Consider the following 21,157-nt stretch of genomic DNA (forward strand, 5'->3'; position numbering starts at 1 on the left):
CTGCTGATCCTCGCGGTGCCGGCAGCGATCGCGGGGCTGCTCTGATGGCGGCTCGGGCGGTAGCCGGACAGCGAATATCCCCGACCCGGACCCGACATCCGGCGCGGGCACAATCCGCGGATGCTCATGTATCCGCATATCGACCCCATCGCCCTGCAAATCGGGCCGGTGGCCATCCACTGGTACGGCCTGACCTACCTGGCCGCGTTTGCGCTGTTCTATTTCCTCGGCACGCGACGCCTGCGGCACGAGCCGTACCGCTCGCTCGTCGGCGCGGGCGCATGGCAGCGCAAGGATATCGAGGACATACTTTTCCTCGGCGTCATGGGCGTCATCGTCGGTGGGCGCCTGGGCTACTGCCTGTTCTACAAGCCCGAGTTCTACCTGACGCATCCGCTCGAGATCCTCTACGTATGGCAGGGCGGCATGAGCTTCCATGGCGGGCTGCTCGGCGTGATCGGCGCGATGGTGTGGTTCTCTCATTCGCGCGCGCGCCCGTTCTGGCAGGTGATGGACTTCGTCTCGCCCTGCGTGCCGACCGGCCTGGCGGCAGGCCGGGTGGGCAACTTCATCAACGGCGAACTCTGGGGCCGCTTCAGCAATCCCGACCTGCCGTGGGGCATGGTCTTTCCGCAGAGCGGATCGATGCTGCCGCGCCATCCGTCGCAGGTGTACCAGTTCCTGCTCGAGGGCCTGCTGCTGTTCGCGGTGATGTGGCTCTACGCGCGCAAGGAACGCAAGCAGGGACAGGTGGCCGCGGTGTTCCTGATCGGCTACGGCGTGCTGCGTTTCGTCGCGGAGTACTTCCGCGAGCCTGACGATTTCCTCGGCCTGCGTGCGCTCAATCTGAGCCAGGGCCAGTGGCTCAGCGTGCCGATGGTCATCGCCGGCATCGCGCTGTGGTTCTGGTTCGGCCGGGCCGGCACGAGGGCGACCGCCGCACGCGCTTGATACGTCGGTACGCAGGGTAAATCCCAGCCGCGCACGGGGTGCGCGGCCCTTGCGCCTCTTCGCGGGCAGGCTCAGAATTACGCGTAATTACAGGAAATTATGCGGTCCTGATCCCATGCGACTGGTTCCCAACTCCCTGCACGACGAGGTCGCCGCCACGCTGCGCGAGCAGATCTTCGACGGCACGCTGGCGCCCGGCAGCTTCGTGGACGAGGTGTCGCTGTGCGAGCGCCTGTCCATCTCCCGCACGCCATTGCGCGAAGCGCTCAAGGTGCTCACGGCAGAAGGCCTGCTGCGCCACGAACCGCGGCGCGGCTGCTTCGTCAACGAGGTCACCGAGCGCGACCTCGACGAGATCTTTCCCGTCATCGCGCTGCTCGAGGGCCGCTGCGCCTACGAGGCCGCGCGCAACGCCAGCGACGCCGAACTGCACGAGCTCGACGAACTGCACGAGCGGCTGGTGCGCCACGCCAAGGCCAGGCGCATCAACGACTACTACGCCACCAACCACATCATTCACGAGGCGATCATCAAGCTCGCCGACAACAGGTGGCTGGCCCAGGTGATCGGCGACCTGCGCAAGATCCTCAAGCTCGCGCGGCTGCAGCAGCTGCATGCGCCGGGGCGGCTCGACCAGAGCCTGTCGGAGCACCTGGCCGTGTTCGCCGCGCTCAAGGCGCGCGACAGCGAGGGCGCCGACGCGGCCATGCGCACGCACATGACGCGCCAGCGCGAGGCGCTGCGCGAGGTCATGCGCCAGCAGAAATCCAGGGTGATGTCGTGACGACCGCGCGTCGCGACCGGCCCTTTTCAACAAGCATTGGAGTGCCCCGATGAGTGCGACCGAATGGTTCCAGGCGCGGCTGCGTCCTGGCGAGAAGTCCAAGGTGCCGGTGGCGCCCGAGGCGGCCGCCAAGGGCGCGCCGAAGAACGCGCCCAAGCCCAGCGCCCGTTCGACGGCCGAGCGGCTGCTGGTCACCTTGCGCAAGGCCGACGAGGCCTTGTCGCCGCGCGCGTTGCGCCGCGTGCTGGCCGACCTGCAGGCGGTGATCGACCCGCGCGTGAGCGAAGTCGAGGGCGGACGCCGTGCCCATGCCATTGCCGATGCCTACCGCGCCGCCACGGCCGAGGAGCGGCGCGACTACTGGGCGCTCATGAGCGAGCATTTCGCCGCCGACGCTCAAAAGCTCAAGACTGCGCGCGACCAGCACCAGAACGCCGTCGGCACGCCCGACGAAGGGCAGGCCGAGCTGCGCCTGCGCCGCGCGCTGGTGTCGCCGCGCATGCGGCTGCTGCAGCGCTTCGCGGTCGAGCCCGAGGGCATGCGCTTTCTCGTCGACCTGCGCGCCGACCTGCTGCCCAACCTGAAGGCCGACAAGCGACTGCTCGCGCTCGACGCCGAGCTCGAGCACCTCTTCTCGACCTGGTTCGACGTGGCCTTCCTCGAGCTGCGCCGCATCGACTGGGACTCGCCGGCCTCGCTGATCGAGAAGCTCATCCGCTACGAGGCGGTGCACGACATCAAGAGCTGGTCCGACGTGAAGAACCGGCTCGACGACAGTGACCGCCGCTGCTATGGCTTCTTCCATCCGCGCCTGCCCAACGAGCCGCTCATCTTCGTGGAAGTGGCGCTGGTCGACCGCATCAGCGACGGCATCACGCCGCTGCTCGACGAGGCGGCCGTGCCCGTGCTGCCCGCCAAGGCCACCACGGCCATCTTCTATTCGATCAGCAACACCCAGAACGGCCTGCGCGGCGTGAGCTTCGGCGACTCGCTCATCAAGCGCGTGGTCGAGACCCTGCAGGACGAGCTGCCGCGCCTGAAGACCTTCGCCACGCTGTCGCCGATCCCGGGTTTTCGCACCTGGCTCGCGAAGAACGCGGCCGACCTGCTGCCGCGCCTGGACGAGAAGCGCGAGGCCGAACTCGGCCGGCTCGTCGGCTCGCTGCCGCCCACGGCCGAGCGCCTGCTCGCGGCCGTGGATGCGGCCACCACCTTCGATGCGAAGTCGCCGCTGCGCCAATGGCTCATGCAGGCCGCCGCCGAATACCTCGGCCGGGCACTGGTCGACGGCACGCCGGCAGACCCTGTCGCACGTTTCCACCTGGGCAACGGTGCCCGCGTGGAGCGGCTGAACTGGGCCGGCGATCCGTCGCCCAAGGGGCAGAAGCAGTCTTACGGGCTCATGGTCAACTACCTCTACGACCTGAAGCGCCTGGACAAACACCGCACCTGGCTGGCCGACGGCAAGGTCGCTGTATCGGGAGACATCGAAAGCCTGTACTTCAAAAAAGGCTGATGGCGTTCGCAGGCCGGCGACGACGCGACAACGCGAAATCAGCCGGCGGCCGCATCGGGCGGCAAAATCCACAACGACACAGGAGATGAGACAAATGAACCCAGGTTTTCAACGCCGCGATGTCCTGCGCGCGGCCGCTGCCGGCGCCGCCGTGCTGTGCGGCGGCGCGCGCGCCCAGCAGGGCTGGCCGACCAAGCCGGTGACCATGATCGTGCCATTCCCGGCAGGCGGCGGCACCGATGCGTTCGCGCGGCCGATCTCGGGGCAGTTCTCGCGCATCGCCGGCCAGACGCTCGTCATCGACAACCGCGGCGGCGCCGGCGGCACGCTGGGCGCCGGCATTGCCGCCAAGGCGCCGGCCGACGGCTACACGCTCTTCATGGGTGCGGTGCACCATGCCATCGCGCCGTCCATCTATCCGAGGCTCGACTACGACATCGAGAAGGACTTCGCGCCGCTGATGCTGCTGGCCAACGTGCCGCAGGTGGTGGTGGTCAATCCCAAGCGCGTCCCGGCCACCACGATCCAGGAGTTCATCGCGCTGGTGAAGCGCAGTCCCGGCAAGTTCAACTACGGCTCGGCCGGCGCGGGCACATCGCACCACCTGGCGGGCGAACTGTTCAAGATCCAGACCGGCACCTTCATCACCCACATCCCGTACCGCGGCGCGGGCCCGGCCTTGTCGGACCTGATCTCGGGCAACGTCGACCTGATGTTCGACGGCCTGGGCTCGTCGGCGCAGCACATCAAGAGCGGCCGCATCAAGGCGCTGATGGTGGCCGGCAGCAAGCGCAACCCGGCGTTCCCCGACGTGCCCTGCGCCGCCGAAGTCGGCCTGCCCGAATACACCGTCACCACCTGGTACGGCCTTTGGGCTCCCAAGGCCACGCCGGCGGACGTGCAGGCACGCGCCATCGACGACATGAAGAAGGCGCTGGCCACCGACGACCTGAAGACCATCTGGGCGCAGAACGGCTCCGAGATCCCGAACCTCACCACCACCGCCTACGGCAACTTCGTCAGTTCGGAGATCAAGCGCTGGGCCACGGTCGTGAAGGCGTCGGGCGCCAAGCTCGAATGACGGCCGGCCAGAGCCAGGTTTCGCTGCGCTGCAAGGGCGAGGGCCGCACGGCGGTCGCGTTCGTCACGCTGTCGAATGCGGGGCGCCTGAACGCGATGACGCGCGCCATGTGGCGCGAACTGCGCGCGGTGTTCGACGGCCTGCGCAACGGGACCGGCGATGGCGGGCCGCGCTGCGTCGTGGTGCGCGGCGAGGGCGGCGCCTTCTGCGCAGGTGGCGACATCTCGGAGTACCCGTCGTTCCGGTTCGAAGAACCGAGCCTGCGCGAATTCCACGAGAACGAAGTGTGGGCTGCGCTGCAGGCGATGCTCGACTGCCCGCTGCCGCTGGTCGCGCAGATCGAGGGCGCGTGCATGGGCGCGGGCGTCGAGATCGCGAGCTGCTGCGACATCCGCCTGGCCGGCGCGTCCGCGAAGTTCGGCGCGCCGATCGCCAGGCTGGGCTTTCCGATGGCGCCGCGCGAAGCGGCGCTGGTGCATGGCGCCGTCGGCGACGTGCTCGCGCGCGACATGCTGCTGGCCGCCGGCGTGCACGGCGCGCAGCGCCTGTACGACGCGGGCTTTTTGCTGTCGGTGCTGCCCGACGACGAGGTGGCCGCCGCCGCGCAGGCCCATGCCACGCGCATCTCGGCGCTCTCGCCGCAGGCCGCGCGGCTGCACAAGCAGACCTTTGCCGCGCTGCGCTCCGGTGCACCGTCGGCCCACGGCCTGCTGCCCACCGCCTACGACTATGCCGATTCCGCGGAACACCGCGAAGGCATCGATGCCTTCCTGGCCAAGCGCACCCCGAATTTCTGAACGACCGAAGACACCGTCCGAAGACAAGCGATGACGAAGACCGCCAACTCCAACCTGTTCGCCGCCTTGCGCGCGGCATTCCCCGCCGACCTCGACAGCATCGCGGTCGAGACCGACAACGGCCTGTTCTATTCCTGGCGCGACATCGAGCGCGCCAGCGCCATGATCGCCAACCTGCTCGATGCGCTGAAGCTGGAGAAGGGCGCGCGCATCGCGGTGCAGGTCGAGAAGTCGGTCGAGGCCATGCTGCTGTACCTCGCCACGCTGCGCGCGGGCTATGTGTTCCTGCCACTGAACACGGCCTACCAGAGCGCCGAGATCGAGTACTTCATCGGCAACGCCGAACCGGCCGTGGTCGTGTGCACCAGCCGCAATGCATCGTGGGTCGCACCTATTGCCACGGCCGCGGGCACGAAGCACGTCTTCACGCTGGACGACGACCGCACCGGCACGCTGCTCGAAGTGGCCGCGCTGTGCAGCGACCAGCACAAGGTGGCGCAGCGCAAGGCGAGCGACATGGCGGCCATCCTGTACACCAGCGGCACCACCGGCCGCAGCAAGGGCGCGATGCTCTCGCACGGCAACCTGCTGTCGAACGCCGAGGTGCTGAAGGACTACTGGGGCTGGACCGAAGGCGACGTGCTCATCCACGCACTGCCCATCTTCCATGTGCACGGCCTCTTCGTGGCGCTGCACGGCGCGCTGCTCAACGGCAGCAAGATGCTGTGGTTCGGCAAGTTCGACCCGAAGCGCATCGTGCAGAAGCTGCCCGAGGCCACCGTGTTCATGGGCGTTCCCACGCTCTACGTGCGCCTGCTGGCCGAGGCCGGCCTCACGCGCAAGGCGGTGCGCAACATGCGCCTGTTCATCGCGGGCTCGGCGCCGCTGCTCATCGAGACCTTCGACGAATGGCGAGAGCGCACCGGCCACACCATCCTGGAACGCTACGGCATGAGCGAGACGGCGATGCTCACGTCCAACCCCTACAGGCCGGAGCAGGGCGAGCGTCGCGGCGGAACCGTCGGCTTCGCGCTCCCGGGCGTGCAGCTTCGCGTGCGCGACGACAGCGGGCGCGACTGCACCACCGACGAGATCGGCAACATCGAGGTCAGCGGCCCCAACGTTTTCTCGGGCTACTGGCGCATGCCCGAGAAGACCAAGGAAGAATTCACGGCCGACGGTTTCTTCAAGACCGGCGACGTCGGCAGGATCGACGGCATGGGCTACATCACCATCGTCGGGCGCAGCAAGGACCTGATCATCAGCGGCGGCTACAACGTCTACCCGGCCGAGATCGAGGGCTACATCAACGAGATGAGCGGCGTGGCCGAAAGCGCGGTGGTCGGCGTGCCGCACCCCGACTTCGGCGAGGTCGGCGTGGCCATCGTCATCCCGAAGGCCGGTGTCACGCTCGACGCGGACGCCATCGTGGCGGACCTGAAGTCCCGGCTCGCCAACTTCAAGATTCCGAAGCGCTGCTTCGTGGTGCCCGAGTTGCCGCGCAACACCATGGGCAAGGTGCAGAAGGCGCTGCTGCGCGCGGAGCACAAGGGGCTGTTCGCCGCATAGGCGTCCGCCGGAGGCCAGCGTGGGCCCCGCGCAAGGGCCCGACGCAAAGCGGTTACGTTGCCGTTCCAGAAGGGCGACAACGAAACGCTCAGGCCATGCCGTTCATCAGCCCGCTGCGGGCGTGGCAGTTGATGTATTCGTAGCTCTGTTCGTCGGCCTTGAGCACCGACACCTCGTGGTACACGCGCAGCTGGAGCTGGAAGTTCAGCGCCTGCACGTAGCGCATGAAGCTGCCGAAGATGGCCACGTGCGTGGGGTGCGATTCGGCCCAGCGCTCCATGTCGGCCAGCGAGCGCCAGTAGCTGAGCCCGAAGGACTTCTGCATCGGCGCGCCCTGCGCGTCGAGGTGATGCATGTAGCGGTTGCTGTAGCAGCCGATGCCCAGGCCCTCGTCGCGCAGGAAGTCCATGCCTTCGCGCAGCACCGGTTCCATGTCGTCGAGGTAGAGCGTGCGCTCCTGGCCGGTGGTGTCGGTCCACGCCTGGCCCGAGCGGATCATCGCGATGTTCTCGTGGCCCGCCACGCGCACGCGCTGGCCCGGCCGCGGCGTGCCGGCGATCACCGCGCGCGCGCCGGAGGGCGACATCGCATCGGTCTGCGACAGCGGGATGCGGTCGCGCATCGACCCCCAGTAGCCGTGCTCCTGAAGTTCGCCGCTGACTTCGCCCATCACCACGCCGACGCCCTCGAAGCGGTCGGGCGTGTTGAACATGGTCTCGAAGTGCTCCACGCGCGGCGAGGCCACCTCGCGGAAGTAGCCGAGGCCTTCCGACAGCCGCTCGTCGGAGCGCCACCACGCATCGACCTCCGGCGTGGCGCACCAGCGTGTGTAGGCCGCGGCATCGCGCCAGTAGGCGATGGCGATCATGTTGTCGTAGCCGTCGGCATCGACGTGGTGCGTGAGGTCGTGGTGGCCCGGACCGTCGGGCAGCGCGAAGTCGCGGCTGATCTTCATGAGCGCGGCGCAGGCGCGGCCCTGCATCTGCGCACCGCGCGACTGCACGCCGAAACAGCCCATCACCACCTGCTTCACGGCCTCCGGCGCGCGGGCCGACCAGACGGGGTAGGGCGGCGTGTAGTCGTCTTCCACGCGGCGATGGCGCGTGCGGGGGCACCTGAGGTGCTCTGCGATGGCGGATTCCATGGGGCGGCTCCTTCGGCGTGGGTGCGGGTCAGGCCACGGCCACCGGCTCCGGCGCGCTGGCCTCGGGCTCGGGCGTGAGCTGCACCACCATCGGCTCGCGGCGCGTCTTGTTCAGCAGCAGCTGCGTGACATCGGGTCGCGAGTAGTGCCCGCTCGGATCGGCCGCCGCCTTGGCCAGCGAGATCATGCCGAGGTCGATGTCGGCGACCACCAGGCCTTCTTCGTGCTCGGCCAGCGGCACGCCCAGCGGCGAACCGTCGGGCGCGAAGATGCGCGCATGGCCGCCGCCGATGCCCAGCATCTGCTGCTTGCCTGCGTCGGTGCACATCAGGTCGCTCATGGCCTTCGACACCGTGGCGCAGGGCGCGAGCACGAAGCAGCCGCCCTCGACCGCATAGACCTGGCTCGCGGCGTTGTTCACCTCGTGGCCCAGCGCATAGGCCGCGCCGCGGTAAAGCGAGAAGCTCGGCCATGCGGCGCAGTGGATCTGCTCGTTCTGTGCGTACATCGCGTACTTGCTGAGCGGCTGCAGGTGCTCCCAGCAGCACAGCGAACCGATGTTGCCGATGGGCGTCTCGACCACGTGCAGGTCGGCGCCGTCGCCTTCGCCGAACACGGTGCGTTCGACGTGCGTGGGCTTGAGCTTGCGGCGCGTCTGCACCGTGTTGCCCTGGTCGTCGATGAGCGCCTGCGCGATGTAGAGGCTGCCCGCGGCCTTCTCGCTGAAACCGAACGACAACCACAGCTTGTGCTTGCGTGCCGCGGCCTTCAGCCGGTCGAACTCGGCTGAGCCGATGACCAGCGAGTTGTCGTGGTAGCGCTGCACGAACTGCATGCCCCAGGCCGGCGAGTCGAGCCAGATCCACCAGGGGTAGCCGGGAATCCACGTCTCGGGAAACGCGATGAGCTGGACGCCCTGTTTCGCGGCCTGCGCCATCAGGTCGATGGTCTTGTCGATGGTGCCGTCGAGGTCGAGAAAGACCGGTGCGGCCTGCACGGCGGCAACGCGAAGCTTGGGGTGAACGGTGGTGGGCATGTCGGTTCTCCAGGTGCAAGAAAAGGGCAAGGGACGTAACGGGCCGCGTGCGTGGCGCACCGGGTTTGCGCTGTGGCATGCGGGTTGCTTGAAGCGTAAATTCGCGCCGCCGGAACGCCTTGACCCGGATTGGCGGCGTTCTTGTTCCAGCGTTGCATGCCGCATTTCGACCGAGGAACCCCGATGACCCAGCTGCTAAGCACCGATGCCGTCTCGCGCGACCAGCGGCTCGCCTACTGGACCGACATGATCTGCAACGTCTACGTGCAGCTCGAGTGCGACGCCGTGCAGGACGCCGGTGCGGACGCGGGCGATTTCGAAGGCAGCATCCGCCAGCACACGCTGCCCAGCCTCGACATGTCGGTGGTCACCTCCGGGCCGCAGAAGGTGATGCGCACGCCGGGCCATATCGCGAAGTCGAGCGACGACTATTTCCTGGTGAGCATCCAGGCGCGCGGCCACGGCGTGGTGCGCCAGGATGGCCGCGACGCGGTGCTGTCGGCCGGCGACTTCGCGCTGTACGGCAGCACGCGGCCCTACGAACTGCTGTTCGAGGAGTCTTTCGAGCAGATCGTGCTGAAGCTGCCCGGCGAGCGCCTGCGCGGCGAGTTGCGCGACACGGAGGCGCTGACGGCCACCACGGTGTCGGGGCGCGAAGGCGCCGGGCACCTGCTGCTGGGCATGATCCGCACTTTGCGCGAGGACATCGACACGCTGCAGCCGGCCTCCGCTCTGGCGGTGGCGCATGGCGTGCAGAACATCCTGGTGGCCGGACTGCAGACGCTGCCTGCTGCGCGCGCGCCGGCGCTGAGCAACCTCACGGCGTACCACCTCGCACGCGTGAAGCGCCGCATCGACGAGCAGCTGGCCGACCCGTCGCTTTCGGTGGGCACGCTGGCGGCCGAACTGGGCGTGTCGGTGAGCCACATCCACCGCGTCTTCAAGAGCGAGCCGCTGACGCCTGCGCAATACATCTGGGAGCGCAGGCTGGAGGCGTGCAGCCGCGACCTGCTGGAGCCGCGCCTCGCGGGGCGTCCGGTGGCGGACATTGCGTATGGGCGCGGCTTCAACGATGCGGCGCATTTCAGCCGCGCGTTCCGCGAACGCTTCGGCTGCTCGCCGCGCGAATGGCGGCAGCAGCGCGTTCAATAGCCGCTTCTACTGGACCAGCAGCACCGTGGTGTTCGTCTCGGCGATCACCTTGGTGGCGACCGAGCCCATGAGCGCGCGGCCGAGAAGGCCATGGCCGTGCGTGCCGAGCACGATCAGCCCGGCCTGCGCGGCGGTGGCCGCCTTGAGGATCTCCTCCGCCACATGGCCGTGGCGCGAGTCGATCGTGTAGTTGGCGACGCCCTGTTGGGCCAGCAGCGTCTTCACCGGGTCGAGCACCTTGGTGCTCTCCTCGGCGTAATAGTCGGCGACCACCTCCTTGCTCAGGTGACGCGTGACGTGGCCCGAGATGCCGGTGCACACATGCACGATCACGAGCTCGTGGCCATCCACGAACATGGCGCGGTTGGCGATGAGATAGGCCAGGGCCTTCTGCGTGTAGGCGCTGCCGTCGACGGCGATGAGGATTTTCATGGCCTCGTTATACGGCTGCCTCGCCGGCAGCGGCAACGAGTCGCACCTTCCGCGGAAGGGCTTTGCGCTGCGTCAACCCGGCAGCATCAGCCGTGCAGGCCCTTCCAGAGCATGTAGGCCGCCAGCAGGTACAGGATGCTCGCGAACACGCGCTTGAGCTTCTTCACCGGCAGGCTGTGCGCGGCCTTCGCGCCCAGCGGTGCAGTGAACACGCTGCACGCGGCGATCACCACCAGCGCGGGCAGCCAGATGTAGCCGAACGAGCCGGCCGGCAGGCCTTCGACCGAATGCCCGCTGATGACGTAGCCGAGCACGTTGGCCACTGCGATCGGGAAGCCCAGCGCCGCGCTGGTCGCCACCGCGTTGTGGATCGCCACGTTGCACCACGTTATGAACGGCACGCTGATGAAGCCGCCGCCCGCGCCCACGAGACCCGAGATGAAGCCGATCGCGCCGCCCGCTGCAAGCTGCCCGCCGGTGCCGGGCATCTGCCGCGTGGGCTTGGGCTTCTTGTCGAGGAACATCTGCGTGGCCGAGAAGCCCACGAACAGCGCGAAGAAGATCGCCAGCGCCGTGCCCTTGAGCAGCGCGAACACGCCGAGGCTGCCCACGAGGCTGCCGATGACGATGCCGGGCGAGAGCCGCTGCACGATATCCCAGCGCACCGCGCCCCGCTTGTGGTGCGCGCGCACGCTCGATACCGAGGTGAAGATGATGGTGGCCATCGAGGTCGCGATCGCCATTTTCACCGCGAGGTCGGCCGGCACGCCGCGGTGGCCCATGATGATCGTGATGAACGGCACCATGACCATGCCGCCGCCGATCCCCAGAAGGCCGGCGAGGAAGCCGGTGCCCAGCCCGAGGGCGGCGAGTTCGGCGATCAGGAGCGGGTCGAGCAGGGCGGCGATGTTCACGGTGGCGTCGGAAAAGGATGCTGCTGGAAAAAGCAACGGCCCCGTGCAACTGGTGCAAGGGGCCGTGGCCGGAATAGGTGTCTGCAGATGGTGTGCCGGACCCGCATCCTGAACCAGGGTTCAGGTGGGCGAGGGCAGCAAGACTTCGGGTTCATCTGACGCGAGATGATCACGCCCGTCTAGCGATGTACCAAGCCCGGCTCCGGAGAGCATTGGAACAAGGAAATATTAAGCCCGACACGTCTGCAGACAGGGTGGATTTTACGCCCCGTATGCACCCGCGGTGCTCATTCAGAGCAAATGTCCATCGCCTGCCAGGGCCTGATCGAGTCTCTGAATGAGCTGCGCGGCCTTCGGGTCGGGCTCGGCGGTGTCGGTGGCAGCGGCTGCAGGCGCGGGAGCCGCTGCGGCGGCGGCCGTGGCGGCCTGCTGCGCGGCGAGATCGAATGCCAGGTTCAGCGAGGCCAGCACCGCGATGCGATCGCGGGCCTTGACTTTTCCTGCATCGCGGATCTTGCACATGGCTGCGTCCACGCGTTCGACGGCTTCGCGCAGCTGCGCCTCGCCGCCATCGGGACAGCCAAGCAAATAGCTCTGGCCCATGATCTGTACTTCAATCTGCTTCATGCGGGGGAGTCTTCGGAAGGTGGTTCAGCCGGCAGCCGCTCGAGCAGTGCATCCAGTCGCGTGCGGGCGGCGGCGAGGCGCGACTTCAGGGCGTCGCGTTCGCGCATGAGCGCATCGACCTGTTCCTGCAGCAGCGCGTTGGTGCGCTGCACCTCTTCGTGACGCACGAGCAGGCGTTCGACACGCTCGGCGATCTGGTCGATGGGGCTGGAGGCGGGCATGGTTGGCGATTGTAGTTTCCCGGGAAAACACTCCCGGCGGGGATTCTGCGGCTTCGCAGCGCGCCGATCAAACCTTTCAGGCTTCGCTCAGCCGCACGTAGGTGGCGAGCAGCGCGCTCTTGGCGACGACACCGAGCAGCACGGGGTCTTGTGCGCTCTCGATCACCGGCAGCCGTTCGCCGAGATGGTCGAGGAAACGCTGCAGCGCTTCCGCGAGCCCGGTGTCCGCAGCGATCGGCTGGATGGCCTGCGACAGCAGCGCCCCGGCCGTGGCCCCTGCCGGCGCCGTGCCGAGCGCCGACAGCGGCACCACGCCGAGGTAGCGGTTGCCCTCGTCGACCACGTACAGGTACTTCACCGGCTGCTGCAGGAACAGCTTGCTCATCGCCTCGCGATCGGCGTCGGGTCCGACCACAGTGCCGGCCGGCTGCACCAGGTCGCGCATGTGCAGGCCGCGCAGGCGCAGCTGCGTGTCACGCTGCTTGTTGCGCCGCAGCGTGATCTCGTACATCGAGCCGGCATTGGCCGAGCGCGCCACGAAGTAGGCGATGACGCTGGCCGCCATCAGCGGCAGCATGACCTGGTAGCTCAGCGTCATCTCGAAGATCATCAGGATCGCCATCAGCGGTGCCTGTGTGGCGCCTGCCAGGAAGGCGCCCATGCCGACGATGGCGTAGGCGAACGGCGCCGAAGTGGCCGCGGGCCACAGCGCCTGCACGCCCTGGCCGAACAGCGCGCCGACCATGCATCCGAAGAACAGCGCCGGCGTGAACACCCCGCCCACAGCGCCCGATCCGGCCGTGGCTAGCGTGGCCGCGACCTTGGCGACCAGCACCATCGCGATGAGCGCCCACGGCCATGGCGTGTGCAGCACGCCGTTGACGATGCTGTAGCCGTTGCCCCACACCTCGGGCATCGGCACCGAGATCGCGCCCATCACCAGCCCGCCCAGCGCCAGCCGCCACGGCAGCGCCAGCGGCAGCCGCGAGAACGCCGCGCGGCTGCCCTGCAGCGCACGCAGGAAGCCGACCGCCGCAAAGCCCAGCAGCACGCCCAGCACGCAGAACAACGCGACCTCGGTGCCGTGGATTTCCGGGAACGCCGGCATCCTGTAGGGTGGCTGGTAGCCCGGCAGCGCCCGCATCGCGACGTTGGCGACCACCGAGGCGATGATGATCGGGCCCACGCTTTCCATCGCGATCGAGCCCAGCACGATCTCCGCCACGAAGAAGGCGCCGGCGATCGGTGCGTTGTAGGCCGCGGTCAGGCCCGCCGCCGCGCCGCAGGCCACCAGCAGCCGCAGCCGCTCCGCCGGAAAGCGGAACACCCGCCCCAGGAGCGACGCCGCCAGCGCGGCGAGCTGCACCATCGAGCCTTCGCGCCCGATCGAGCCGCCGCTGCCGATGCTGACCAGCGACGACGCGCTGCGCACCAGCGTCTGCGCGACCGGGATGCGCCCGTCGCCGAGCACGATGGCTTCCATGTAGTCGGACGTGGCGCTGCGCACCGCCACGCGCTTCGCCAGCACCAGCAGTCCACCCGCCACCAGCCCGCCCAGCGCAGGGCAGGCAATGCGTGCCCACCACGGCAGGTTCCTGGCCATGGCCACCAGGCCGTCGCCCGGGCCGAGCACCAGGTGTTCGAAGTGATAGAGCGCCGCGCGGAACAGCTCGGTGGCCAGCGTGCCCAGCAGCCCCGCGACGATCGACCACAGCAGCATCGATTGCCAGCCGGAAACACCAAGGACGCGTTGCAGCGCCGAACGAAGATTCAGGAAAACCGTGGCGGGCCGCATCATGGGCAGCGATGTTAGCGGCGGGCGTGCCTTCCTCGCCTCTCCTCCAGAGAAGAAGGAAAAGGCCAGGAACACCGGGGAACCGGCTTCGCCGGGCCTCCGGTGTTGTCCCCGGCAGGGGGAAGCAGAAGCGACACGAAGTGCGCGAAGCCTGGGGGCGAGCCAGGTCCAGCGCATAAAATCCCGGCCGTTGGTGCTCGCGCCGTGGTTCGCACGGCGCAGTTCAACGGGAAGCAGGAGTGGACGCCCCCGATTCGCATCGGGACCCGGCCGAAGCCGCCTGCGCTGCCCCCGCAACGGTCAAGCAGACGGCGCCGAAAGGCGCCAACCCCTTTCCATCGAAGCCACTGGGTGCCCTGAAACAGGCACCTGGGAAGGCGGCGAGGGGCCGTTCTGCCAGCCCGGATACCGGCCAACAAGGCGGCTGCCGCATGCATCGACGCATCCTGTCGGGCACGAGGCAGCCATGGCGCCCCGCAGCGCCGGCGGGGAGGCCGGCGAGGGGCATTGACGTTCGCTCGCTTCATTCATGATTTCCCACGTTTGCATCTCACGCGGCCGCGCTCCTGCGCGCCGTCTCCGTTTCGCCTGCCTGCCGCTGGCGCTGGCCTCTGCCTTCGGCGGCCTGGCGCACGCCCAGGAAGCGCCCAAACTCGGCGAAACGGTGGTCACCGCCAACCGCACGCCGCAGGCGCTGTCGGAGCTGGTGGGCGACGTGTCCATCGTCGACCGCCAGGCCATCGAGCGCAGCGGCGCGACCGGCGTGGCCGATGTGCTCTCGCGCCTGCCGGGCATCGAGATCACGCGCAACGGCGGCGTGGGCAACACCACCAGCCTGTTCATCCGTGGCGCCGAGACGCGCTTCACCGCGGTCTATCTCGACGGCGTGCGCATCGACTCGCAGTCCACCGGTGGCGCCGGCTGGGAAGGCATTCCGCTCGCACAGATCGACCGCATCGAAGTGCTGCGCGGCCCGGCTGCCGCGGTGTACGGCTCGGACGCCGTGGGTGGCGTGATCCAGCTGTTCACCCGGCGGGGCGAGGAGGGCGTCTCTCCTTACGCCGGCGTCGGCATCGGCAGCAAGGGCCTGCGCAAGATCGAAGGCGGCGTGAGCGGCAAGTCGGGCCTGTTCGACTACTCGTTCGGCGTCTCGCACGAGGAAAGCAAGGGCTTCAACGTCCAGCCCGTCGACAAGCGCACCCCGAGCAAGGACGGCTTCACCAGCCCCGACCGCGACGGCTACCGCAGCACCTCCGGCAACGCCAGGCTCGGCTTCCAGATCACGCCCAACCAGCGCATCGAGGCCACGCTGCTGAGCAGCGACATCAACGCAGGCTACGACGCCACGGTGTCGTACCGCACCAGGCTGCCGATCCTGTTCGCCAACGACATCTCGAACAACACGCTGCGCACCGCCGGCCTGACCTGGTCGGCCAAGTGGAACGACGTGTACAGCACGCGCGTGCAGGTGACCGATTCGCAGTCGGTCTACAAGACGCAGCCTTCGTTCTACCGCACCGAGACGAACCTGCGCGGCTACCTGTTCCAGAACGAGTTCCGCTTCGGCCCCCACCTGGTCACCGCCACCTTCGAGCGCCGGGAGGACGCGCTCGAGAACGCGCCCACCACGTCGTCGAAGCTGCTGTCGCGCGACCGCGCGCAGGACGCCATCTCGCTGGGCTACGGCTTCGTCCAGGGCCCGCACTCGCTGCAGCTGCATGTGCGCCACGACGACGACAGCGAGTTTGGCGGTAAGACCACCGGCAGCGCGGCCTACGGCTACGCCATCACGCCGTCGCTGCGGGTCACGGCCTCGGCCGGTACCGCCTTCCGCGTGCCGACGCTGTACCAGCGCTTCAGCGAATACGGCCTGGCCACGCTCAAGCCGGAGTCGAGCCGCAATGCCGAGCTCGGCCTGCAGTACACCGACGGCGGCACGCAGGCGGGCATCGTGGTCTACAACAACCGCGTGCAGAACCTGATCGTGTTCGACGGCACCGCCAAAGGCTGCGCCTCGTCGTTCGGCTGCTATTCGAGCACTGCGCGCGCGCGCTACCAGGGCGTCACGCTGTCCGGCAGCCAGCGCTTCGGCGACGTCACGCTGCGCGCCTCGCTCGACTACCAGGACCCGCGCGACCTCGCCACCGACCACCTGCTGGCACGCCGTGCGCAGCGCCACGGCGTGCTCGGTGCCGACTGGCGCGTGGCGGGCTGGACGCTGGGCGCCGAGGTGCAGTCGTCGAGCAAGCGCTACGACGATGCGGCCAACACCGTCAAGCTTGGCGGCTACACCTTGCTGAACCTGTCGGCCAGCACCAGGCTCACGCGCGACCTGAACCTGGTGGCGCGCGTCGACAATGTGGGCAACAAGGACTACCAGTTCGCGCGGCTGTACGCCAATGCAGGCCGCACCGCGTACGTCGGCCTCAAGTGGACGCCTCACTGACCCCATCCCCGCAAACGAACGGCACCGGCGCCACCTGCGCCGCGGTGCTGGTGGCCGCGCCCGCTTCCGGGCAGGGCAAGACCACCGTCGCCGCCGCGCTCGCGCGGCTTCACGCGCGCCAGGGCCGGCGCGTGCGCGCCTTCAAGTGCGGCCCCGACTTCCTCGATCCGCACTGGCTCGCGCAGGCCACCGGCGCGCCGGTGCACTCGCTCGACCTGTGGATGACCGGCGAGGCCGACTGCCGCGCGCGCCTGCGCGAAGCGGCGGCCTGCTGCGACCTGCTGATCGTCGAGGGCGTGATGGGCCTGTTCGACGGCACGCCAAGCGCGGCCGACCTGGCCGGGCGCTTCGGCCTGCCGGTGCTCGCCGTGATCGACGCGCATGCCATGGCCGGCACCTTCGGCGCGCTGGCCTTCGGACTGCAGAACTTCCGCCCCGGCCTGCCGTGGGCGGGCGTGCTGGCCAACCGCGTCGGCAGCGAGCGGCATGCGGGCATGCTGCAGGAGGCACTTCGCGATCCGTCGCAGTGGCTCGGCGCCTTGCCGCGCGACGCCGGCTTCACGCTGCCCGAGCGGCATCTGGGGCTCGTGGGTGCGAACGAACTCGGCGATGCGATGGCGCGGCTCGATGCCGTGGCCGACGTGCTGGCGGCCACGCCGCTGGGACGGATGCAGCCCGCGCAGCTGCCGCAGGTCTGCTTCGAAGCTGCCGGAACCGAAGCCGGGTCGGAAGCCGGAACCGCTGGCGCCACGCCACGCCTCCTCGCAGGCCGCACCATCGCCATCGCGCGCGACGCGGCGTTCTCGTTCATCTACCCCGCGAATCTCGATGTGCTCACGTCGCTGGGCGCGCGGCTTTCCTTTTTCTCGCCGCTCGCGGGCGACGGCCTGCCGGCCTGCGATGCGGTCTGGCTGCCCGGCGGTTATCCCGAACTGCATGCCGGGACGCTCGCCGGCTGCGTGGTGCTGCGCGACGCCTTGGCCGCGCACGTCGCGGCGGGCAGGCCGGTATGGGCCGAGTGCGGCGGCATGATGGCGCTGTTCGACGAGCTCGCCACGCACGACGCCGCGCAGGTCCATCGCCTCTGGGGCCTGCTGCCGGGCCGCGTGACGATGCAGAAGCGCCTGGCCGGCCTCGGCCCGCAGCAGCTCGCGCTCGGCAATCACGTGTTGCGCGGCCACACCTTCCACTATTCGCTCTGCGACACGCCGCTGGTGCCGGCCGGCCGCACCGCGCGGCCGGGTGCGACGCAGCCCGTGGGCGCGCGCGGCGGCGAGGCGTTGTACGTGCACGGCCCGGTGCGCGCGAGCTATTTCCATGCGTGGTTCGCGTCCAGCCTGGAAGCCACCGCGCGCCTTTTCGGCGCCACGCCCATCGAACTGGAAAGCCATGCCCCTGCCGAGTAAGCCGAAGATCGCCGTGCACGAGTTCATCCTCGGCGGCCAGAAGAGCGGCAAATCGCGCCGCGGCGAGCAGCGCGCCATCGACTGGCTCGCCGGCTCGCCGCGCCATCGCGCCGTGATGATCGCCACCGCGCAGGCCTACGACGACGAGATGCTCGAGCGCATCGTGCGCCACCAGGCCGACCGCGCCGAGCGCGTGCCCGGCATGCGCACCATCGAGGAGCCGATCGAGCTGGCGCGCGCCATCGTCACGCAGAGCACGCCCGAGACGCTGGTGGTGGTCGACTGCCTCACGCTCTGGCTCACCAACCTGATGATGCCGATGCCCTGCGAGGACGCGCGCCCCGCCACGCGCACGCCGTCCGCGCACAGCGGCCTGCTGATGGTGGCCCTGCGCGAGGCGCCCGGGCCGGTGGTGCTGGTGGGCAACGAGATCGGACTGGGCGTGATCCCGATGGGCCGCGAGACGCGCGCGTTCGTCGACGCCCTCGGCCGGCTGAACCAGGACGTGGCCGCCGCCTGCGACCGCGTCACGCTGATGGCCGCCGGCCTGCCCTTGACGCTGAAGGCGCCTGCCGCATGAACCTCTTTCCCACGATCGCTTTTCACATGCACGCCTTCCGCAGTTCTCTTGCCGCGCTGGGCCTGGCGCTGTGCGCCTTCGGCGCGCATGCCTTCGACGTGGTCGACGAGCGCGGCGTCGCTGTCAACCTGCCGCAGCCGCCGCAACGCATCGTCACGCTGCTGCCGTCGCTCAGCGAATCGGTCTGCGCGCTGGGCGCGTGCGACCGGCTGGTCGGCGTCGACCGCTATTCCAACTCGCCCGCGCAGCTGAAGGCGCTGCCGCAGCTCGGCGGCGGCATCGATCCCAACGTGGAGGCCATCGTCGCGCTCAAGCCCGACGCGGTGCTGCTGGCCAAGTCGTCGCGCGTCACGCAGCGGCTCGAGGCGCTCGGCCTGAAGGTGCTGGTGCTCGAACCCAAGAGCCACGCCGACGTGCGGCGCGTGCTCGACAAGCTCGACCAGGTGCTGGGCACGCACGAGGCGCCGAAGGTCTGGCGCGTGATCGACGCCGGCGTGTCGGCCGCCGCGCAGTCGCTGCCGGCCAGCGCGAAGGGGCTGCGCGTGTACTTCGAGGTCAACAGCACGCCGTATGCGGCGGGCGAGTCGTCGTTCATCGGCGAGACGCTGGCGCGGCTCGGCGTGAAGAACATCGTGCCGGCGTCGCTCGGCCCGTTTCCCAAGCTCAACCCCGAGTACGTGGTGCGCGCCAATCCCGACCTGATCATGGTCAGCGTGCGAAGCGCGCAGGGACTGGAGCAGCGCCCGGGATGGGGTGGCATCCGCGCGGTGCGCGAGGGCCGCATCTGCCGTTTCAGCGCCGAGGAATCCGACGTGCTGGTTCGTCCTGGTCCACGCATGGACGAGGCCGCGCGCCTGATGGCGCAGTGCCTCGGCGACAAGGGCAAGCGTTGAACGCCGCGGTCCGCCACACCGCCCACCTGCGCCGCATCCTGCTGCTTGGCGCTGGCCTGCTGGTGCTGGGCGCCGCGGCGGTGCTGCTGGGGCTGGGCATCGGCAGCACGGGTTTCGAAAGCCTGTGGGCGGCGCGGCACGACCCGGTGGCGCTGCAGATCGTGTGGGACATCCGGCTGCCGCGCACGCTCGGCGCCTGGCTGGCCGGGGCGCTGCTCGGGCTGGCCGGCGCGGTGGCGCAGGGCCTGTTCCGCAATCCGCTGGCCGACCCGTACCTGCTGGGCAGCGCCTCGGGCGCGTCGCTCGGCGTGGCGGTGGCGCTGATGCTGTTCGGCGGCTCGGTCGCCAGCGCGCAATGGGTGATGCGCCTCGGGCTCACCGGCGCGGCCTTCGTCGGCGCGGTGCTCGCGGTGATGCTCACGCTCATGCTCGCGCGCGGCGTGCAGCAGACCTTGCGGCTGCTGCTCGCGGGCGTGATCGTCGGCGTGGTACTCGGCGCGGCCAAGGACCTCATCACCATCGCCTCGGCAGACATCCTGCAGGCCCTCCAGGGCTTCATCCTCGGCAGCACCGGCCTGGTCGGCTGGAGCGCCTGCGCGGTGATGGCGCTGGTCTGCGCGCTGTGCCTGCTGCTGGGCTGGGCGCTCGCGCCGGTGCTCGACGGGCTCGCGCTCGGCGAGGCCACCGCACGCAGCCTGGGACTGCCGTTGGGTGCGATGCGCGCCGCGCTGGTGGTGGTGCTCGCGCTGGCCACCGGCGCGGCCGTGGCGCAGACCGGGCTGATCGCCTTCGTCGGCCTCGCGGCGCCGCACCTGGTGCGCTCGATCGTCAAGACCACGCACGCGCGGCTGATCGTGCTGTCGGCGCTCATGGGCGGGCTGCTGTTGATGGCCGCCGACCTGATGGCGCGCTGGCTGATCGCACCGCAGGAACTGCCGGTGGGCGTGCTCACGGCCGTGCTCGGCGGCAGCTACCTGCTGTGGCTGATGCACCGGCGCAGCGCCCGCGGAGGCGTGGCATGAGCGGCGGCAAGGTGCCGGCGCTCGAGGCGCGCCGCCTCGGCGCCACGCTGGGCGCCACAGCGGTGCTGCACGACATCGACCTGGCGCTGTCGGCCGCCCGCTGGACCAGCATCGTCGGGCCCAACGGCGCAGGCAAGTCGACGCTGCTCAAGGCGATGGCCGGGCTGCTCGCGCACCGCGGCGAGGTGCGACTGTTCGGCGAGCCGCAGGCGAAGGTGCCGGCGCGCGTCCGTGCGCAGCGCCTGTCGTGGCTCGGCCAGAGCGGCACGGGCGAGGCCAGCGCCGACGACCTGATGGTCTACGACGTCGCGATGCTCGGCCGCCTGCCGCACCAGCGCTGGCTGGCCGCACCCGGCGCGGCCGACCGCGAGGCCGTGGAGTGCGCACTGCGCAGCACCCAGGCCTGGGACTGGCGCGACCGCCCGCTGGGCCAGCTCTCGGGCGGCGAGCGCCAGCGCGTGCTGCTGGCGCGCGCGCTCGCGGTCGAGGCCGAGCTGCTGCTGATGGACGAGCCGCTCGCCAACCTCGACCCGCCGCACCAGGCCGACTGGATGCAGACCGTCCGCGCGCTCGTGGCCGGCGGCAGGACCGTGGTCAGCGTGCTGCACGAGCTGCCCATGGCGCTGGCCGCCGACGAACTGGTGGTGATGGACCACGGCCGCGTCGTGCACCACGGCGGCTGCAGCGACGCCGCCACCCATGCCGCGCTGGAGCAGGTGTTCGACCACCGCATCCGCGTGCACCGCGTGGCGGACCAGTGGATCGCGCTGCCCAGATAAGAGAACACAGGA

At 69.5% G+C, this 21,157-nt stretch carries 20 protein-coding genes and 1 riboswitch; of the genes, 13 read left to right on the top strand and 7 right to left on the bottom strand.

Annotation, left to right across the window (positions count from 1 at the left end; genetic code table 11):
• Positions 1–120: 120 nt before the first annotated feature.
• The 6 genes from lgt to AACL56_RS13815 all read left to right on the top strand — a co-directional run bounded on the left by lgt (position 121) and on the right by AACL56_RS13815 (position 6,698).
• Entirely contained in the window at positions 121–951 is an 831-nt protein-coding gene (gene lgt / locus AACL56_RS13790) for a prolipoprotein diacylglyceryl transferase (RefSeq protein ID WP_339090377.1), read from the top strand.
• 115 nt (positions 952–1,066) lie between these two features.
• Positions 1,067–1,735 carry a GntR family transcriptional regulator gene (locus tag AACL56_RS13795; RefSeq protein WP_339090378.1) on the top strand — a complete coding sequence of 223 codons (669 nt, stop codon included), beginning with the start codon at positions 1,067–1,069 and terminating at the stop codon, positions 1,733–1,735.
• A 49-nt stretch (positions 1,736–1,784) separates the two neighbouring features.
• Positions 1,785–3,251, top strand: coding sequence for a malonyl-CoA decarboxylase (locus AACL56_RS13800; protein ID WP_339090379.1), 1,467 nt, complete (start codon positions 1,785–1,787; stop codon positions 3,249–3,251).
• Between the two features lie 94 nt (positions 3,252–3,345).
• Complete coding sequence (locus tag AACL56_RS13805) at positions 3,346–4,332, top strand: Bug family tripartite tricarboxylate transporter substrate binding protein (protein WP_339090380.1); 987 nt, start codon at positions 3,346–3,348, stop codon at positions 4,330–4,332.
• Positions 4,329–5,129, top strand: coding sequence for an enoyl-CoA hydratase/isomerase family protein (locus AACL56_RS13810; protein ID WP_339090381.1), 801 nt, complete (start codon positions 4,329–4,331; stop codon positions 5,127–5,129). Before AACL56_RS13805 ends, AACL56_RS13810 begins: the two co-directional genes overlap by 4 nt.
• Positions 5,130–5,159: 30 nt before the next feature.
• Entirely contained in the window at positions 5,160–6,698 is a 1,539-nt protein-coding gene (locus tag AACL56_RS13815) for a malonate--CoA ligase (RefSeq protein WP_339090382.1), read from the top strand.
• 88 nt (positions 6,699–6,786) lie between these two features.
• Here AACL56_RS13815 and AACL56_RS13820 read toward each other — a convergent pair whose 3' ends face one another.
• Both AACL56_RS13820 and AACL56_RS13825 read right to left on the bottom strand, forming a co-directional pair.
• Positions 6,787–7,842 carry a phenylacetaldoxime dehydratase family protein gene (locus AACL56_RS13820; protein ID WP_339090383.1) on the bottom strand — a complete coding sequence of 352 codons (1,056 nt, stop codon included), beginning with the start codon at positions 7,840–7,842 and terminating at the stop codon, positions 6,787–6,789.
• A gap of 28 nt (positions 7,843–7,870) precedes the next feature.
• Positions 7,871–8,878 carry a carbon-nitrogen hydrolase family protein gene (locus AACL56_RS13825; protein WP_339090384.1) on the bottom strand — a complete coding sequence of 336 codons (1,008 nt, stop codon included), beginning with the start codon at positions 8,876–8,878 and terminating at the stop codon, positions 7,871–7,873.
• A 183-nt stretch (positions 8,879–9,061) separates the two neighbouring features.
• On the opposite strand from AACL56_RS13825, the gene AACL56_RS13830 reads away from it, so the two are divergent.
• On the top strand, positions 9,062–10,030 hold the full coding sequence (locus AACL56_RS13830; protein ID WP_339090385.1) for a helix-turn-helix domain-containing protein: 969 nt from the start codon (positions 9,062–9,064) through the stop codon (positions 10,028–10,030).
• A gap of 6 nt (positions 10,031–10,036) precedes the next feature.
• Here AACL56_RS13830 and AACL56_RS13835 read toward each other — a convergent pair whose 3' ends face one another.
• From AACL56_RS13835 to AACL56_RS13855, 5 genes are all read right to left on the bottom strand, one after another.
• Positions 10,037–10,462 (bottom strand): universal stress protein, encoded by a 426-nt coding sequence (locus tag AACL56_RS13835; RefSeq protein WP_339090386.1) that lies wholly within the window; start codon positions 10,460–10,462, stop codon positions 10,037–10,039.
• A gap of 86 nt (positions 10,463–10,548) precedes the next feature.
• The gene (locus tag AACL56_RS13840; protein ID WP_339092871.1) at positions 10,549–11,370 is read right to left on the bottom strand and encodes a sulfite exporter TauE/SafE family protein; all 822 of its coding nucleotides are present in this window, start codon (positions 11,368–11,370) and stop codon (positions 10,549–10,551) included.
• Positions 11,371–11,667: 297 nt separating this feature from the next.
• Complete coding sequence (locus AACL56_RS13845; protein WP_339090387.1) at positions 11,668–12,003, bottom strand: cell division protein ZapA; 336 nt, start codon at positions 12,001–12,003, stop codon at positions 11,668–11,670.
• Positions 12,000–12,224 (bottom strand): DUF904 domain-containing protein, encoded by a 225-nt coding sequence (locus AACL56_RS13850; RefSeq protein ID WP_339090388.1) that lies wholly within the window; start codon positions 12,222–12,224, stop codon positions 12,000–12,002. The genes AACL56_RS13845 and AACL56_RS13850 overlap by 4 nt, the downstream gene beginning before the upstream one ends.
• A gap of 76 nt (positions 12,225–12,300) precedes the next feature.
• Entirely contained in the window at positions 12,301–14,022 is a 1,722-nt protein-coding gene (locus tag AACL56_RS13855; protein WP_339090389.1) for a ClcB-like voltage-gated chloride channel protein, read from the bottom strand.
• Positions 14,023–14,193: 171 nt separating this feature from the next.
• Positions 14,194–14,450: riboswitch (cobalamin riboswitch) on the top strand.
• A 98-nt stretch (positions 14,451–14,548) separates the two neighbouring features.
• On the opposite strand from AACL56_RS13855, the gene AACL56_RS13860 reads away from it, so the two are divergent.
• From AACL56_RS13860 to AACL56_RS13885, 6 genes are read left to right on the top strand one after another with little or no spacing between them, the layout of a single operon-like run.
• Entirely contained in the window at positions 14,549–16,465 is a 1,917-nt protein-coding gene (locus tag AACL56_RS13860) for a TonB-dependent receptor domain-containing protein (protein ID WP_339090390.1), read from the top strand.
• Positions 16,450–17,871 (top strand): cobyrinate a,c-diamide synthase, encoded by a 1,422-nt coding sequence (locus tag AACL56_RS13865; protein ID WP_339090391.1) that lies wholly within the window; start codon positions 16,450–16,452, stop codon positions 17,869–17,871. The genes AACL56_RS13860 and AACL56_RS13865 overlap by 16 nt, the downstream gene beginning before the upstream one ends.
• Positions 17,855–18,451, top strand: coding sequence for a bifunctional adenosylcobinamide kinase/adenosylcobinamide-phosphate guanylyltransferase (locus AACL56_RS13870; RefSeq protein ID WP_339090392.1), 597 nt, complete (start codon positions 17,855–17,857; stop codon positions 18,449–18,451). The genes AACL56_RS13865 and AACL56_RS13870 overlap by 17 nt, the downstream gene beginning before the upstream one ends.
• A 26-nt stretch (positions 18,452–18,477) precedes the next feature.
• Positions 18,478–19,344 carry a helical backbone metal receptor gene (locus AACL56_RS13875; protein ID WP_339092872.1) on the top strand — a complete coding sequence of 289 codons (867 nt, stop codon included), beginning with the start codon at positions 18,478–18,480 and terminating at the stop codon, positions 19,342–19,344.
• Positions 19,341–20,366 (top strand): FecCD family ABC transporter permease, encoded by a 1,026-nt coding sequence (locus AACL56_RS13880; protein WP_339090393.1) that lies wholly within the window; start codon positions 19,341–19,343, stop codon positions 20,364–20,366. The genes AACL56_RS13875 and AACL56_RS13880 overlap by 4 nt, the downstream gene beginning before the upstream one ends.
• The gene (locus AACL56_RS13885; RefSeq protein ID WP_339090394.1) at positions 20,363–21,145 is read left to right on the top strand and encodes an ABC transporter ATP-binding protein; all 783 of its coding nucleotides are present in this window, start codon (positions 20,363–20,365) and stop codon (positions 21,143–21,145) included. The genes AACL56_RS13880 and AACL56_RS13885 overlap by 4 nt, the downstream gene beginning before the upstream one ends.
• Positions 21,146–21,157 lie beyond the last annotated feature (12 nt).

Source organism: Variovorax paradoxus, from assembly GCF_902712855.1.
GTDB classification, from domain to species: domain Bacteria; phylum Pseudomonadota; class Gammaproteobacteria; order Burkholderiales; family Burkholderiaceae_C; genus Variovorax; species Variovorax paradoxus_Q.

What these genes read in the sequence shown, in the direction of transcription:
- AACL56_RS13805 (WP_339090380.1), top strand. Translation starts at nt 3,346, where the DNA reads ATGAACCCAGGTTTTCAACGCCGCGATGTCCTGCGCGCGGCCGCTGCC.
- AACL56_RS13830 (WP_339090385.1), top strand. Translation starts at nt 9,062, where the DNA reads ATGACCCAGCTGCTAAGCACCGATGCCGTCTCGCGCGACCAGCGGCTC.
- AACL56_RS13825 (WP_339090384.1), bottom strand. Translation starts at nt 8,878, where the DNA reads ATGCCCACCACCGTTCACCCCAAGCTTCGCGTTGCCGCCGTGCAGGCC.
- AACL56_RS13870 (WP_339090392.1), top strand. Translation starts at nt 17,855, where the DNA reads ATGCCCCTGCCGAGTAAGCCGAAGATCGCCGTGCACGAGTTCATCCTC.
- lgt (WP_339090377.1), top strand. Translation starts at nt 121, where the DNA reads ATGCTCATGTATCCGCATATCGACCCCATCGCCCTGCAAATCGGGCCG.
- AACL56_RS13845 (WP_339090387.1), bottom strand. Translation starts at nt 12,003, where the DNA reads ATGAAGCAGATTGAAGTACAGATCATGGGCCAGAGCTATTTGCTTGGC.
- AACL56_RS13800 (WP_339090379.1), top strand. Translation starts at nt 1,785, where the DNA reads ATGAGTGCGACCGAATGGTTCCAGGCGCGGCTGCGTCCTGGCGAGAAG.
- AACL56_RS13795 (WP_339090378.1), top strand. Translation starts at nt 1,067, where the DNA reads ATGCGACTGGTTCCCAACTCCCTGCACGACGAGGTCGCCGCCACGCTG.
- AACL56_RS13810 (WP_339090381.1), top strand. Translation starts at nt 4,329, where the DNA reads ATGACGGCCGGCCAGAGCCAGGTTTCGCTGCGCTGCAAGGGCGAGGGC.
- AACL56_RS13815 (WP_339090382.1), top strand. Translation starts at nt 5,160, where the DNA reads ATGACGAAGACCGCCAACTCCAACCTGTTCGCCGCCTTGCGCGCGGCA.
- AACL56_RS13835 (WP_339090386.1), bottom strand. Translation starts at nt 10,462, where the DNA reads ATGAAAATCCTCATCGCCGTCGACGGCAGCGCCTACACGCAGAAGGCC.
- AACL56_RS13850 (WP_339090388.1), bottom strand. Translation starts at nt 12,224, where the DNA reads ATGCCCGCCTCCAGCCCCATCGACCAGATCGCCGAGCGTGTCGAACGC.
- AACL56_RS13875 (WP_339092872.1), top strand. Translation starts at nt 18,478, where the DNA reads ATGCACGCCTTCCGCAGTTCTCTTGCCGCGCTGGGCCTGGCGCTGTGC.
- AACL56_RS13860 (WP_339090390.1), top strand. Translation starts at nt 14,549, where the DNA reads ATGATTTCCCACGTTTGCATCTCACGCGGCCGCGCTCCTGCGCGCCGT.
- AACL56_RS13885 (WP_339090394.1), top strand. Translation starts at nt 20,363, where the DNA reads ATGAGCGGCGGCAAGGTGCCGGCGCTCGAGGCGCGCCGCCTCGGCGCC.
- AACL56_RS13820 (WP_339090383.1), bottom strand. Translation starts at nt 7,842, where the DNA reads ATGGAATCCGCCATCGCAGAGCACCTCAGGTGCCCCCGCACGCGCCAT.
- AACL56_RS13855 (WP_339090389.1), bottom strand. Translation starts at nt 14,022, where the DNA reads ATGATGCGGCCCGCCACGGTTTTCCTGAATCTTCGTTCGGCGCTGCAA.